Source organism: Pseudomonas sp. R3-41 (assembly GCF_054161485.1).
The window spans coordinates 5643087-5657891 of sequence record NZ_CP096421.1 but is presented as its reverse complement, the minus strand read 5'-3'; the positions used below and the strand labels follow the sequence as shown (position 1 = coordinate 5657891).

The window sequence follows — 14805 nt, the reverse complement described above, 5'->3', positions numbered from 1 at the left end:
GCGAGCCTGCTCGCGATGGCGCCCGGTCAGTGACAGTATTTTTGACTGACACTCCGCTTTCGCGAGCCCGCTCCCACAGTGGTTTTGTGGTGTCTGGCAATCTTGCATCCAACGCTATCCCCTGTGGGAGCGAGCCTGCTCGCGAAGGCGTCCGGTCAGTGGCAGTATTTTTGACTGATATACCGCTTTCGCGAGCAAGCCCGCTCCCACAGTGGTTTTGTGGTGTTTGGCAATCTTGTATCCAACGCTATTCCCTGTGGGAGCGAGCCTGCTCGCGAAGGCGTCCGGTCAGTCGCAGCATGGTTGACTGACACTCCGCTTTCGCGAGCAAGCCCGCTCCCACAGGGGCGGGTTCCATTTCTTCAAGTACCGGTGAGCCTCGGCTCAATCAAAATCCTCCCACGCCGCCATACAGACGCCGCGCCGCCCTCGGCTATACTCCCCAGCATTTTCAAGTGCCCGAGGTTTTACTGTGAAGAATTGGACATTGCGCCAACGCATCCTGGCGAGTTTTGCGGTGATCATCGCCATTATGCTGCTGATGGTGGTTGTCTCGTATTCACGGTTGCTGAAGATCCAGGACAGTGAAGAAAAGGTCCGGTCCGATGCGGTTCCGGGGGTGTATTTCAGCTCGATGATCCGCGGTGGCTGGGTCGACAGCTACGTCCTGACCCAGCAAATCGTCGGTCTTTCCGGGAATCGGGAAATCACCGCCGAGGACAAGGCCCGCTACCAGGGTTTCGAGCAGCACCTGCGCGAAGAAATACAGAACTACCAAAAGTTGATCCAGAACCCGGCGGACCAAGCCTCGTTCGACGAGTTCGAGGCCTTCCACTTGGCATTTAACCAGGCCATGGCCAAGGTCTTGGACTTGTACCAGCGCAAGGACTACGACGGCGCCCGGTTGGCGCTGGAGAAAGAGCTGACGCCTGCATGGATCGGCGGCCGCGGGCATTTGAATCAAATCATCGAGCGCAATCGCGAGCTGGCACAAAGCGCCACCCTGACCATTGGCGATGCGGTGACGGCGGCCAAGGTCGCCATGGGCCTGTCGTTCCTGGTCGCGCTGATCGTCGCGGTACTCTGTGGCCTGCTGCTGATGCGGGCGATCATGGGGCCGATGAACCGCATCGTCGAGATCCTCGAGATCATGCGCAGCGGCGACCTGAGCGGACGCCTGAACCTGGCGCGCAAGGACGAATTCGGTGCCGTGGAAACCGGCTTCAACGATATGATGGCCGAACTGACCTCGCTGGTATCCCAGGCCCAGCGCTCATCCGTGCAGGTCACCACCTCGGTCACCGAAATTGCCGCGACCTCGCGCCAGCAGCAGGCCTCGGCCACGGAAACCGCCGCCACCACCACCGAGATCGGCGCGACGTCCCGGGAAATCGCCGCCACCTCCCGGGACCTGGTGCGCACCATGACCGAAGTTTCCACCGCCGCCGACCAGGCCTCGGTGGCCGCCGGCTCTGGCCAGCAAGGCTTGGCGCGCATGGAGGAAACCATGCATTCGGTGATGGGCGCCGCCGACCTGGTGAACGCCAAGCTGGCGATCCTCAACGAGAAGGCCGGCAACATCAACCAGGTGGTGGTGACCATCGTCAAAGTGGCCGACCAGACCAACCTGTTATCCCTCAACGCCGCCATCGAGGCCGAGAAGGCTGGTGAGTACGGGCGCGGTTTCGCCGTGGTGGCCACGGAAGTACGGCGCTTGGCCGACCAGACCGCCGTGGCGACCTATGACATCGAACAGATGGTGCGCGAGATCCAATCCGCGGTATCGGCCGGTGTGATGGGCATGGACAAGTTTTCCGAGGAAGTGCGCCGTGGCATGGCCGAAGTGCAGCAGATCGGCGAGCAACTGTCGCAGATCATCCATCAGGTCCAGGCTCTGGCGCCGCGGGTATTGATGGTCAACGAAGGCATGCAGGCCCAGGCCACTGGCGCCGAACAGATCAACCACGCCCTGGTGCAACTGGGCGATGCCAGCAGCCAGACCGTGGAGTCCCTGCGCCAGGCCAGCTCCGCCATCGACGAGCTGAGCCAGGTCGCCGTGGGGCTGCGCAGCGGCGTCTCGCGTTTCAAAGTCTGATGGGCGAGCTCGAGACCCGGCGTGGCGTCGCAGCGACGGCCCGCCAGACGTTGTTCCTGGTGTTCTGCATCGGCAACGAACGTTACGCCCTGCAGGCCACCGATGTAGTGGAAGTGCTGCCGCGCCTGCCCCTCAAGCCGATCGCCCGGGCGCCATCCTGGGTAGCGGGGGTGTTTGCCTGGCGCGGCACCGTGGTGCCGGTGATCGACCTGTGCGCCCTGACGTTCGGCCGGAGCGCCGAACCCCGGACCAGCACGCGTCTGGTGCTGGTGCGTTATCAAGGCGATACACAACAAACCGGGCAAGTGCTGGGATTGATCCTCGAACAGGCGACCGACACCCTGCGCTGTGATCCGGGCGATTTCAAACCCTATGGCCTGGACAATCGGCAGGCGCCGTACCTTGGACCGGTCCGCGAAGATGCCCTTGGGTTGCTGCAATGGGTGCGGGTCAATGACCTGCTCGACGAATCCGTTCGGGCGCTGCTGTTTCCTGCTACGCCGCTGAGCCTCGACGACCTCGAGGCAACGCCATGAACAACGACCAACGGTTTTTCGATTTTCTCAAGGAGCGCATCGGCCTCGATGTGACCTCCGTCGGCACCGCGATCATTGAGCGCGCCGTGCGCCAACGGATCAGTGCCGTGCCTGGGCGAACCGCCGATGAGTATTGGCAGGCCCTGCAGCATTCGGCCCCGGAACAGCAGGCGTTGATCGAAGCGGTGATCGTCCCGGAGACCTGGTTCTTCCGCTACCCCGAGTCCTTTGCGACCCTCGCCAGGCTGGCCGTCAAGCGCCTGGCGGAGATCAAGCACCTGCGTGCGCTGCGCATCCTCAGTTTGCCGTGCTCCACCGGCGAGGAACCGTATTCCATTGCCATGGCCTTGCTCGACGCCGGCTTGGGCGCCCATCAGTTCAAGGTGGACGGCATGGACGTCAGCCCGCTGTCGGTGGCGCGGGCCAAGGACGCGCGTTACGGCAGGAATTCCTTTCGGGGCGCCGACCTGGGTTTTCGCGAGCGGCACTTCGACGCCGAAGACGAAGGCTACCGCCTCAGCGAACGGGTGCGCGAACAAGTGCGCTTGCAAGTAGGCAACCTGCTGGATCCGGCCTTGCTGGCGAACGAGGCCCCCTACGACTTTGTGTTCTGCCGCAACCTGCTGATCTATTTCGACCAGCCGACCCAGCAGCAGGTTTTCGAGGTGCTCAAGCGCTTGACCCATCAGGACGGCGTGCTGTTTATCGGCCCTGCCGAAGGCAGCCTGCTGGGGCGCCTGGGCATGCGCTCGATCGGGATTGCCCAATCGTTCGCTTTCAGTCGACAGGGGGCGTCGGAGCCCCAACCGTTGCCAGCCTTGATACCACCGCCGCTACCGATTCGTCAGCCACCGCCTCGCGTCATCCCGCCGGTGGTTCGGCCGCGGCCGTTTGCCACGAGCGTGACACCGATTGCCCCACCCAAGAGCAGCGACGCCGCGAGCTTGCTGGCCAATATCGCGGCCCTGGCCAACGGCGGTAAAAGCGCCGAGGCCCGCGCGGCGTGTGAAGAATACCTGCGCAGCCACGCGCCGAACGCCCAGGTGTTCTATTGGTTGGGCCTGCTCAGCGACATGGCCGGTAGCGCGCTGCAAGCCCAGGGTTTTTATCGCAAGGCGCTTTATCTTGAACCGCAACACGCCGAGGCCCTGGTGCATCTGGCGGCGCTGCTGGCTTCCCAGGGAGACGCGGCCGGAGCCCGTCGGTTGCAGGAACGCGCCGCCCGCAGCGGGCGCACGGCAGACAGTGAGCACAAACAATGAGCGGTTCGGCTTCCTACACCATCACCCATGACGATGCCCAGGCCATCGACGATTGCTGGAACCGCATCGGCGTGCATGGCGATAAATCCTGCCCGCTGTTGGTCGGGCATATCCATTGCCGCAATTGCTCGGTGTATTCGGCGGCCGCGACTCGGCTGCTCGACCGTTATGCCTTGCCGCAGGATCAGCGGGATTTGTCCCTGGCCCCGGTGGACAACGATGTGGTCACGCGCTCGTTGCTGATGTTCCGCCTCGGCGAGGAATGGCTGGGCCTGACCACGCGCAGCCTGGTGGAAGTGGCGCCGTTGCAGCCGATTCACTCGTTGCCCCACCAACGCTCACGGGCCCTGCTGGGCGTGGCGAATGTGCGCGGGGCGCTGGTGGCCTGCCTGTCGCTGGTGGAGCTGCTGGATCTGGAGCCCGGCGCGGCGGCGGTGGCCGGTACACGGGTCATGCCGCGCATGTTGATCGTCGCGGCCAAGGGCGGGCCGGTGGTGGTGCCGGTGGATGAAGTGGATGGCATCCACGCCATCGACAAACGTATCCTGGCGAACGCTTCGCCGTCGGCGGGCAAGTACACCCGTGGCGTGCTGCCGTATAAGGGGCGTAGCTTGCGCTGGTTGGATGAAGAACAGCTGCTGACCGCCGTGGCCCGGAGCCTGTCATGACCCCCGACCAAATGCGCGACGCCTCGCTGCTGGAACTGTTCAGCCTGGAAGCCGAGGCCCAGGTCCAGGTGCTGAGCACCGGCCTGCTGGCCCTGGAGCGCGATCCGACCCAGGCCGAGTACCTTGAGTCATGCATGCGCGCGGCGCATTCCCTCAAGGGCGCGGCGCGCATTGTCGGGGTGGATGCCGGGGTTAGCGTGGCCCACGTGATGGAAGATTGCCTGGTCAGCGCCCAGGAACGGCGCCTGGTGCTGGGCGCCGAGCACATCGACGCCTTGCTGCAAGGCACCGACTTGCTGACGCGCATCGCCACGCCGGGCAACAACGTCGGCGCGCCGGACATCGACGCCTATGTGGCGTTGATGGGGCGCCTGCTCGATCCCAACGCTGCACAACAACCCGCGCAGGTTCCGACAAAAATCGAGACGCCTGTCGAACCCGCCAGCGTCGAGCCGTCCGCGCCGGAACCGCTCGCCGCAACGGAGCCGGCCCCCAAGCGCAAACGGGTCACCGAAGGCGGCGAGCGGGTCTTGCGGGTCACGGCCGAACGCCTCAACAGCTTGCTCGACCTGTCGAGCAAGTCCCTGGTGGAGACTCAGCGCCTCAAGCCTTGGCTGGCGGCGATGCAACGGCTCAAGCGCCAGCAAGGCACCGGCTTGCGCGCCCTTGAAGAGCTGAACGTGCACCTCAAGGACCACGCCCTGAGCCTGCAAGCCCAGGAAGCCCTGGGCGATGCTCGCCGCTTGCTCGCCGAAACCCAGCAATTGCTGGCGCAGAAAACCGCCGAGCTGGATGAGTTCGCCTGGCAGGCCAGCCAGCGGGCGCAAGTGCTGTACGACACAGCGCTGGCCTGTCGCATGCGGCCGTTCGCCGATGTGCTATCAGGCCAGGCACGCATGGTCCGTGACCTGGGCCGCAGCCTGGGCAAACACGTGCGCCTGGAAATCGAAGGCGAGAAAACCCAGGTCGACCGCGACGTGCTGGAACAGCTCGAAGCGCCTCTGACCCATTTGCTGCGCAACGCCGTGGACCACGGCATCGAAACCCCGGAACAACGGGTACTGGCCGGCAAGCCCGCCGAAGGCCTGATCCGCTTGCGCGCTTCTCATCAAGCCGGCCTGCTGGTCTTGGAGCTGGCGGACGATGGCGCCGGGGTGGACCTGGAACGGGTGCGCCGCAGCATCGTCGAGCGCGGCCTTTCTCCTGAGCCAACCGCCGCCAGCCTGAGCGAAGAGGAACTGCTGACGTTCCTGTTCCTGCCCGGTTTCAGCCTGCGCGACAAAGTCACCGAAGTGTCCGGGCGCGGCGTCGGCCTGGATGCCGTCCAGCACATGGTCCGGCAGTTGCGCGGTGCGGTGGTGCTGGAGCAGACGGCGGGCGAGGGCAGCCGCTTCCATCTCGAGGTGCCGCTGACGCTGTCGGTGGTGCGCAGCCTGGTGGTGGAGGTCGGCGGTGAAGCGTACGCCTTCCCCCTGGCCCACATCGAACGCATGTGCGACCTGGCGCCGGAGGACATCGTCCAGGTCGAAGGGCGCCAGCATTTCTGGCACGAAGGCCGGCATATCGGCTTGGTCGCCGCCAGCCAGTTGCTCAATCGCCCGTCGACGCAGAACGGCAGCCAGACCCTCAAGGTCGTGGTGATCCGCGAGCGCGAGACGATCTACGGCGTGGCGGTGGAGCGGTTCGTCGGCGAGCGCACCCTGGTGGTCCTGCCCCTGGACGAGCGCCTGGGCAAGGTCCAGGACATTTCCGCCGGGGCCTTGCTCGACGATGGCTCGGTGGTGTTGATTGTCGATGTCGAAGACTTGTTGCGGTCGGTGGACAAGCTGCTCGATACCGGGCGCCTGGAGCGCATCGCCCGGCAAAACCAGGCCCAGGCCCCGCGCAAGCGGATCCTGGTGGTGGACGATTCCCTGACCGTGCGTGAGCTGCAACGCAAGTTGTTGCGGGGTCGCGGCTATGACGTAGCAGTGGCGGTGGATGGCATGGATGGCTGGAATGCATTGCGCTCGGAGGATTTCGATTTGTTGATCACGGACATCGACATGCCACGCATGGACGGCATCGAACTGGTGTCGCTGTTGCGGCGCGACAACCGCTTGCAATCGCTGCCAGTGATGGTGGTGTCCTACAAGGACCGCGAAGAAGATCGCCGCCGTGGCCTCGACGCCGGCGCCGACTATTATCTGGCCAAGGCGAGTTTCCACGACGACGCCTTGCTCGACGCCGTGGTCGAATTGATCGGAGGGGCACGCGCTTGAAGATCGCCATCGTCAATGACATGCCCCTGGCGGTCGAGGCCCTGCGCCGCGCCCTGGCGTTCGAGCCGGCGCACCAACTGGTCTGGGTCGCCGCCAACGGTGCCGAGGCGGTGCAGCGTTGTGCCGAATACACCCCCGACCTGATCCTGATGGACCTGTTCATGCCGATCATGGATGGCGTGGAGGCTACCCGGCGGATCATGGCCGACAGCCCATGCGCTATCGTGATTGTGACCGGAGACAGCCAGCAGAATGTCCACCGGGTGTTCGAGGCCATGGGCCATGGCGCGCTGGATGTGGTCGATACCCCGGCCCTGGGCGTCGGTAACCCGGCGGACGCTGCTGCGCCGCTGCTGCGCAAGATCACCAACATCGGTTGGCTGATCGGTGAGCGCAACAAGCGCGAGCGCCCCGCGCCGGCAGCCCAGCGCGCGGCGGTGTCGCGCAAGAGCCTGGTGGCCATCGGGTCGTCGGCGGGCGGGCCCGCGGCGTTGGAAGTGCTGCTCAAGGCTCTGCCGCGGGACTTTGCCCCGGCGATCGTGCTGGTCCAGCATGTGGACGAGGTGTTCGCCGCGGGCATGGCCGAATGGCTGGGCAGTGTGTCGGGCCACACGGTGCGCCTGGCCCGGCAAGGTGAGACGCCGCAAAGCGGCACGGTGTTGCTGGCCGGGACCAACCATCACCTGCGTTTGTTGAAGGACGGCACCCTGGCCTATACCGCCGAGCCGGTGAACGAGATCTACCGGCCCTCCATCGACGTGTTTTTTGAAAGTGTCGCCCAGTACTGGAGCGGCGACGCGGTGGGCGTATTGCTCACCGGCATGGGCCGCGACGGTGCGCAAGGGCTTAGACTCATGCGCCAGCAGGGCTATGTGACCATCGCCCAGGACCAGCGCAGCAGCGCGGTGTACGGCATGCCCAAAGCGGCGGCCGCCATCGACGCCGCCGTCCATATTCTTGCCCTGGACGCCATTGCGCCACGGCTGTTGGAGATTGTGACCCCATGAAGAACCCCGCGAGCCTTGCCCCAGGCCGTACCCAGGTAAGCCATCATGACTGATTTGCAGCTCGACGAATTCAAGCGCGATGAGAACGCCGCCATGGTCCTGCTCGTCGACGACCAGGCGATGATCGGCGAGGCGGTGCGGCGCGGGCTTTCGGAGGAAGACAATATCGACTTCCACTTCTGCTCCGACCCCCACCAGGCCATCGCCCACGCGGTGCGCATCAAGCCGACGGTGATTCTCCAGGACCTGGTGATGCCCGGCCTCGACGGCCTGAGCCTGGTGCGCGAGTACCGTAACCATCCGTCCACCCGCGATATCCCGATCATTGTCCTGTCCACCAAGGAAGACCCGCTGATCAAGAGCGCGGCGTTCGCCGCTGGGGCCAACGATTACCTGGTCAAGCTGCCGGACAACATCGAGCTGGTGGCGCGCATCCGCTATCACTCGCGTTCCTACATGATGCTGTTGCAGCGCGACGCGGCCTATCGCGCATTGCGGGTCAGCCAGCAGCAATTGCTCGACACCAACCTGGTGCTGCAACGCTTGATGAACTCCGACGGCCTGACCGGGCTGTCCAACCGCCGACACTTCGACGAGTACCTGGAACTGGAATGGCGCAGGGCGATGCGCGACCAGAGTCAACTGTCGCTGCTGATGATCGACGTGGACTACTTCAAGTCCTATAACGACAACTTCGGCCACTTGGAAGGCGACGAAGCCCTGCGCAAGGTCGCCACGGCCATCCGCGAGGCGTGCAGTCGGCCGTCCGACCTGCCGGCCCGCTACGGCGGCGAGGAGTTCGCCCTGGTGCTGCCCGGCACCTCGCCAGGCGGCGCCCGGCTGATGGCCGAGAAACTGCGCCAGAGCGTCGTCGCCCTGAAAATCCCCCACGCCACGCCCGACGGCGGCGAAAACCTGACCGTCAGCATCGGCGTCTCGACCTTCACTCCCCAGCAGGGTGGCGACAGCCGTCAGCTGATCTCGGCGGCGGACAAGGGGTTGTACCTGGCCAAGCACAATGGGCGTAATCGGGTTGGGGTTGAATAAGCCATCCTGAATGTCGGCAGGGATGCCTTTGTGGCGAGGGAGCTTGCTCCCGCTGGGGCGCGTAGCGGCCCTGAAACCAGTTGGCTCGGTGTGCCAGGTCGATTGAGGGGGCCGTTTTGGGGCTGCTGCGCAACCCAGCGGGAGCAAGCTCCCTCGCCACAGGGGCCGGACGCTGAACCTCATTGCCCCTAAAGCCGCCAGGCGGGCTGCCGCTGGCGCTTGATTACGTTATACTCGCCGGCTTTCAAAAGTTCGCCAACGAGTGCTGCCCGCCATGGAAATCAACCCGATCCTTAACACCATCAAGGACCTGTCCGAGCGCTCCGAAACTATTCGGGGGTATCTTTGACTACGATCAAAAGCATGAGCGCCTGACCGAAGTCAATCGCGAGCTTGAAGATCCGAATGTCTGGAACAACCCTTCGTACGCCCAGGAGCTGGGCCGCGAGCGTTCTGCGCTGGCGCAGATCGTCGAGACCCTGGACGAGCTGTCCAGCGGCCTGGCCGATTGCCGCGACCTGCTGGACATGGCCGTCGAAGAGGACGACGAAGGCGCAGTCGGCGATGTCGTCGCCGAGCTGACCCGCCTGGACGAGAACCTCGCCAAGCTGGAATTCCGTCGCATGTTCAGCGGCGAGATGGACATGAACAACGCCTACCTGGACATCCAGGCCGGTTCCGGCGGCACCGAAGCCCAGGACTGGGCCAACATCCTGCTGCGCATGTACCTGCGCTGGGCCGACAAACGCGGTTTCGACGCCACCATCATGGAGCTGTCGGCCGGTGAAGTCGCCGGGATCAAGGGCGCCACCGTGCACATCAAGGGCGAATACGCCTTTGGCTGGCTGCGGACCGAGATCGGCGTGCACCGCCTGGTGCGCAAGAGCCCGTTCGACTCCGGCAACCGTCGCCACACCTCGTTCTCGGCCGTGTTCGTTTCGCCGGAAATCGATGACAACATCGAAATCGAGATCAACCCGGCGGACCTGCGCATCGACACCTACCGCTCCTCCGGAGCCGGTGGCCAGCACGTCAACACCACCGACTCGGCCGTACGGATCACCCACGTACCGACCAACACCGTGGTCAGTTGCCAGAACGAACGTTCCCAGCACGCCAACAAAGACACCGCGATGAAGATGCTGCGGGCCCGCCTGTACGAGCAGGAAGTGCAGAAGCGCAACGCGGCGTCCCAGGCCCTGGAAGACACCAAGTCGGACATCGGCTGGGGTCACCAGATCCGTTCGTACGTGCTCGACGCCTCGCGGATCAAGGACCTGCGGACCAGCATCGAACGCAGCGATTGCGACAAGGTGCTCGACGGCGATATCGATGAATACCTGATCGCCAGCCTCAAACAAGGCCTGTAACGCGACACCCATGCGGCGGACGGGCACGCTTCCACAGGAAGCGCGGCTCGCCCGCAAACTCCGGCCCGGGCCGGGGGCAACGAACCTGTGATGGAATCCTTAAAGACATGAGCGACCTAGAACTCGACCCGCAAGCCCTGCAACAGGAAGAAAACTCCCTGATCGCCCTGCGCAAGGAAAAGCTTGCTGCCGAGCGCGCCAAGGGCCAGGCCTTCCCCAACGACTTCCGCCGCGACGCGTATTGCGACGTCCTGCAGAAGAAGTACGCGGACAAGACCAAGGAAGAGCTGGCCGAGGCGGCGATTCCAGTCAAGGTGGCCGGTCGTATCATGCTCGACCGTGGTTCGTTCATGGTGATCCAGGACATGACCGGGCGCATCCAGGTCTACGTCAACCGCAAGACCCTGCCGGAAGAAACCCTGGCCGCCGTCAAGACCTGGGACCTGGGCGACATCATCTCCGCCGAAGGCACCCTGGCCCGTTCCGGCAAGGGCGACCTGTACGTCGAGATGACCAACGTGCGCCTGCTGACCAAGTCCCTGCGCCCGCTGCCGGACAAGCACCACGGCCTGACCGACACCGAACAACGCTATCGCCAGCGCTACGTCGACCTGATCGTCAACGAAGACGTGCGCCAGACCTTCCGCGTCCGCTCGCAAGTCATCGCCCACATCCGCAGCTTCCTGATGAAGCGTGACTTCCTGGAAGTCGAGACGCCGATGCTGCAGACCATCCCCGGCGGCGCGGCGGCCAAGCCGTTCGAAACCCACCACAACGCCTTGGACATGGAAATGTTCCTGCGCATCGCGCCGGAGCTTTACCTCAAGCGCTTGGTCGTGGGTGGCTTCGAGAAGGTTTTCGAGATCAACCGCAACTTCCGTAACGAAGGCGTTTCGACCCGGCACAACCCCGAGTTCACCATGCTCGAGTTCTACCAGGCCTACGCCGACTACGAAGACAACATGGACCTGACCGAGGAACTGTTCCGCGAGCTGGCGCAGTTGGTCCTGGGCACTACCGACGTGCCGTACGGCGACAAGGTGTTCCACTTCGGCGAGCCGTTCGTGCGCCTGTCGGTGTTCGACTCGATCCTCAAGTACAACCCTGAACTGACTGCCGATGACCTGAACGACATCGACAAGGCCCGCGCCATCGCCAAGAAGGCCGGCGCCAAGGTCCTCGGCTTCGAAGGCCTGGGCAAGCTGCAAGTGATGATTTTCGAAGAACTGGTCGAGCACAAGCTGGAGCAGCCGCACTTCATCACCCAGTACCCGTTCGAAGTGTCGCCGTTGGCCCGTCGCAACGACGAGAACCCAAGCGTGACCGACCGTTTCGAGCTGTTCATCGGTGGTCGTGAAATCGCCAACGCCTACTCCGAGCTCAACGATGCCGAAGACCAGGCCGAGCGTTTCATGGCCCAGGTGGCCGACAAGGATGCCGGCGACGACGAAGCCATGCACTACGATGCCGACTTCGTGCGCGCCCTGGAGTACGGCATGCCGCCGACCGCTGGCGAAGGCATTGGCATCGATCGCCTGGTGATGTTGTTGACCAACTCACCGTCGATCCGGGATGTGATCCTCTTCCCGCACATGCGGCCCCAAGCGTAATTGTTTCAAATAAAAAGCCGCCTCGATGGGCGGCTTTTTATTGCCTGTCTGGTACAAACGTATCAATTGGTTACTTTTTCAAAGAGCGAGGAAGACCTGTCGTGAATCGTGCAATGGCTTCAGAAGGTGCAGCGGGCGTCGCCACGGCTGTCGCTGAAAGTGTTCAGTACCAGGGCCGCAAGGCCAGCCGACAGGGCAGTGAGCAGCGTCGCCAGGAGATTCTCGACGCGGCCATGCGCATCGTGGTGCGCGATGGCGTGCGTGCGGTGCGTCACCGTGCGGTGGCCGCCGAAGCGGGCGTGCCGCTGTCGGCCACTACGTACTATTTCAAGGACATCGACGATTTGCTCACCGATACCTTCGCCCAGTATGTGGAACGCAGCGCGGCGTTCATGGGCAAGCTGTGGGCCAACAACGAAGGCCTTCTGCGGGAAATGGTCGCCTATGGTGATGGCAGCGCCCAGTCGCGCTCGCAACTGGCGGACGACATCGCGCGGATGACCGCCGACTATGTGCGGCATCAACTGGACAGCCGTCGCGAGTACCTGATGGCCGAGCAGGCCTTTCGCCAGGAAGCCCTGCTCAACCCACGCCTGGCGGAGTTGGTGCGTTCCCACCAGCAGATTTTGCTGCATGGCACGTGTCAGTTTTTCCAGGTTTTAGGCTCCCGCGAACCGCAACAGGATGCCAAAGTGTTGACGGCGATTATCGGACGGATGGAATATCAGGGCTTGCTCAATGGCGCCGAGCCGGTAGCCGATGAAGACATGCTCGGCATCCTGACCCGCTACATGCACCTGGTACTGGCGTCGGTGTGATCCAGATGGGTTCACCACAGCCCTTGTGGCGAGGGAGCTTGCTCCCGCTGGGCTGCGCAGCAGCCCCTTTTTTGTGAGCGCTGCGCACTCAAGCGGGAGCAAGCTCCCTCGCCACAGGGGATAAAGCGACCTGTGCCATAGGGAGTTCAAATGAAAGCCTGGCCTGCCGTTGTACTGGCCGCGTCGTTGCTACTGCTCAGTGGTTGCCTGGTGTCCTTCAAGGCGCCGTTACCCAACAGCGAAGCCGCGCCCGAGGGCCTGCTCGGCCAATGGACCAGCACCAATGCCTGGGGCGAACCGTTGAACCTGGAACTGACGCAAGTCGGCAAGCACCGCTACCAGGCCATCAGCTACTTCAGGGCCCAGCCCCATGAGCGCGAAGCCATCCCCTTGACCGTCTCCCGTCATGGCAGTCGCTGGTACCTGTCGGCCAAGGTGCCGGCCCGCTACGGTGGACATTTCCTGATCGCCGGTTTCGAATTGACCGATAAACAGGAACTGGTGGTCTACAACCTGGACTTGGAGCAGATCAACCAGGCCATCGGCCAGAAGATCCTCAGTGGCCAGCCGAACCAGAGCGAAGAGGGCGACGGTGTGTTGGTGGACAGCGACATGAACAAGGTTTTCAGCTACCTCGACGACCCGGCCAACTCCGATGTGTTCTCGGAAGCCGTGCGTTACCAGCGACTGGCCAAATCCCAATAATTGCAACAAGCGGACGTTTTTTCACAGGAGTTTTTCGGTGGACGATTACCAGCAGACGATACGCACCTTGTCCGATCGCATTGTGCTGGCGCAAACGCCGATTCGCATCCTCGACGCGGTGAAGTGGGACGAGAACATCCGCAAGGGGTTCCTCAAGGCCAAGGGCAAGGAAATGCCTGCGGTGGATCGCGACTATTACCTCAACCGGCCGCTGTCTTTTGATTCCAGCAAAGTAAAGCTGGAGTTCCAGAACATCGAGCGCGACATCACCCGTCAACTGGGGCAGTTCAACCCGGTGGGCCAGATCATGCGCCGCATGTGCAAGGAATACCGCATGGTGGTGCGCATGCTCGAAGCGCGTGGCACCGAGGATTTCGGGCTGATTTCCCAGGAGCTCTATGGCGCCGCCTCCGATGCTTTTCACGCCGGCGACCCGACCCTGGCCGACTTGGGCCTGATGCTCTCCGACTACCTGAACAACATCGATGGCCGTGGTGACCTCAAGGACGAGCCGAAAGTCCTCAGTGCCAAGGAAGCCGTCAGCCTGTTGCAGCATCGCCTCAACCGGGTGTTCGGCGAAGCCGAGGAAACCATCCGCGTGTTCGAGTCCGACGGCATCGTCGCCGACGCGGCGGCGGGCGCCGACTACATCAAGATCCGCACCGATGCGATGTTCAACGAGCGCGACGTACGGGCGCTGGAGGTCCACGAAGGGTTGGTGCACGTTGGCACTACCCTCAACGGCTTGAACCAGCCGATCTGCACCTTCCTGTCCAAGGGCCCGCCCTCGTCCACGGTGACCCAGGAAGGCCTGGCGATCCTGATGGAAATCATCACGTTCGCCTCCTACCCGAGTCGCCTGCGCAAGCTCACCAACCGCACCCGGGCCATTCATATGGTGGAGGAGGGCGCCGATTTCCTGCAGGTCTTCGAGTTCTTCCGCGAGCAGGGTTTTGAAATGGCCGAAAGCTACGGCAACGCCAGTCGGGTGTTCCGTGGTTCGGTGCCCACCGGGCTGCCATTCACCAAAGACTTGTCCTACCTCAAGGGCTTCATCATGGTTTACAACTACATTCAATTGGCCGTGCGCAAAGGCAAGCTGGAGCAGGTGCCGCTGCTGTTCTGCGGCAAGACCACTCTGGAGGACATGCGCACGTTGCGCCAGTTGGTGGACGAAGGCCTGGTGGTGCCGCCTAAATACTTGCCTGAGCAATTCCGCGACATGAATGCCCTGTCGGCCTGGATGTGTTTCTCCAACTTCCTGAACCACCTGAGCCTGGACCGGATCGAAGCGGATTATTCCAATATCCTTTAATCACAACACCGTCCCCCTGTGGGAGCGGGCTTGCTCGCGAAAGCGGTGTGTCAGCTAAGGATAATATTGACTGACACACCGCCTTCGCGAGCAAGCCCGCTCCCACAAAGG

Annotated in this window: 12 protein-coding genes; all 12 read left to right on the top strand. The window is 63.3% G+C overall.

Annotation, left to right across the window (positions count from 1 at the left end; all coding sequences use genetic code 11):
• Positions 1-472: 472 nt before the first annotated feature.
• Positions 473-2095 (top strand): methyl-accepting chemotaxis protein, encoded by a 1623-nt coding sequence (locus M1D99_RS24470; RefSeq protein WP_434572144.1) that lies wholly within the window; start codon positions 473-475, stop codon positions 2093-2095.
• Positions 2095-2631, top strand: coding sequence for a chemotaxis protein CheW (locus M1D99_RS24465; protein ID WP_434572142.1), 537 nt, complete (start codon positions 2095-2097; stop codon positions 2629-2631). The genes M1D99_RS24470 and M1D99_RS24465 overlap by 1 nt, the downstream gene beginning before the upstream one ends.
• Entirely contained in the window at positions 2628-3893 is a 1266-nt protein-coding gene (locus tag M1D99_RS24460) for a CheR family methyltransferase (RefSeq protein ID WP_458130889.1), read from the top strand. The genes M1D99_RS24465 and M1D99_RS24460 overlap by 4 nt, the downstream gene beginning before the upstream one ends.
• Positions 3890-4561 (top strand): chemotaxis protein CheW, encoded by a 672-nt coding sequence (locus M1D99_RS24455; protein ID WP_458130888.1) that lies wholly within the window; start codon positions 3890-3892, stop codon positions 4559-4561. The genes M1D99_RS24460 and M1D99_RS24455 overlap by 4 nt, the downstream gene beginning before the upstream one ends.
• The gene (locus tag M1D99_RS24450; RefSeq protein WP_434572138.1) at positions 4558-6822 is read left to right on the top strand and encodes a hybrid sensor histidine kinase/response regulator; all 2265 of its coding nucleotides are present in this window, start codon (positions 4558-4560) and stop codon (positions 6820-6822) included. Before M1D99_RS24455 ends, M1D99_RS24450 begins: the two co-directional genes overlap by 4 nt.
• Positions 6819-7829 (top strand): chemotaxis-specific protein-glutamate methyltransferase CheB, encoded by a 1011-nt coding sequence (cheB, locus tag M1D99_RS24445; protein WP_446534025.1) that lies wholly within the window; start codon positions 6819-6821, stop codon positions 7827-7829. The genes M1D99_RS24450 and cheB overlap by 4 nt, the downstream gene beginning before the upstream one ends.
• A 45-nt stretch (positions 7830-7874) precedes the next feature.
• Entirely contained in the window at positions 7875-8876 is a 1002-nt protein-coding gene (locus tag M1D99_RS24440; RefSeq protein ID WP_434572135.1) for a diguanylate cyclase, read from the top strand.
• 274 nt (positions 8877-9150) lie between these two features.
• Positions 9151-10246 (top strand): peptide chain release factor 2 gene (prfB, locus tag M1D99_RS24435; RefSeq protein ID WP_411386587.1). Its coding sequence is split into 2 segments (ribosomal slippage): positions 9151-9222 and positions 9224-10246, totalling 1095 coding nucleotides; the frame shifts between segments, so codons are not numbered across the junction.
• A gap of 107 nt (positions 10247-10353) precedes the next feature.
• A complete protein-coding gene (gene lysS, locus M1D99_RS24430; RefSeq protein ID WP_434572133.1) occupies positions 10354-11856 on the top strand; it encodes a lysine--tRNA ligase in 1503 nt (500 codons plus the stop codon).
• A 101-nt stretch (positions 11857-11957) separates the two neighbouring features.
• Positions 11958-12674, top strand: coding sequence for a TetR/AcrR family transcriptional regulator (locus tag M1D99_RS24425; RefSeq protein ID WP_053118752.1), 717 nt, complete (start codon positions 11958-11960; stop codon positions 12672-12674).
• A 150-nt stretch (positions 12675-12824) separates the two neighbouring features.
• The gene (locus M1D99_RS24420; RefSeq protein WP_434572131.1) at positions 12825-13379 is read left to right on the top strand and encodes a hypothetical protein; all 555 of its coding nucleotides are present in this window, start codon (positions 12825-12827) and stop codon (positions 13377-13379) included.
• A 37-nt stretch (positions 13380-13416) separates the two neighbouring features.
• Positions 13417-14694: a flavohemoglobin expression-modulating QEGLA motif protein gene (locus tag M1D99_RS24415; RefSeq protein WP_003185001.1), complete on the top strand. Its 1278-nt coding sequence runs from the start codon at positions 13417-13419 to the stop codon at positions 14692-14694.
• The last annotated feature ends 111 nt before the right edge of the window (positions 14695-14805 follow it).

Coding starts and splice junctions, on each gene's coding strand:
- M1D99_RS24455 (WP_458130888.1), top strand. CDS start 3,890: ATGAGCGGTTCGGCTTCCTACACCATCACCCATGACGATGCCCAGGCC.
- lysS (WP_434572133.1), top strand. CDS start 10,354: ATGAGCGACCTAGAACTCGACCCGCAAGCCCTGCAACAGGAAGAAAAC.
- M1D99_RS24450 (WP_434572138.1), top strand. CDS start 4,558: ATGACCCCCGACCAAATGCGCGACGCCTCGCTGCTGGAACTGTTCAGC.
- M1D99_RS24460 (WP_458130889.1), top strand. CDS start 2,628: ATGAACAACGACCAACGGTTTTTCGATTTTCTCAAGGAGCGCATCGGC.
- M1D99_RS24440 (WP_434572135.1), top strand. CDS start 7,875: ATGACTGATTTGCAGCTCGACGAATTCAAGCGCGATGAGAACGCCGCC.
- M1D99_RS24465 (WP_434572142.1), top strand. CDS start 2,095: ATGGGCGAGCTCGAGACCCGGCGTGGCGTCGCAGCGACGGCCCGCCAG.
- M1D99_RS24420 (WP_434572131.1), top strand. CDS start 12,825: ATGAAAGCCTGGCCTGCCGTTGTACTGGCCGCGTCGTTGCTACTGCTC.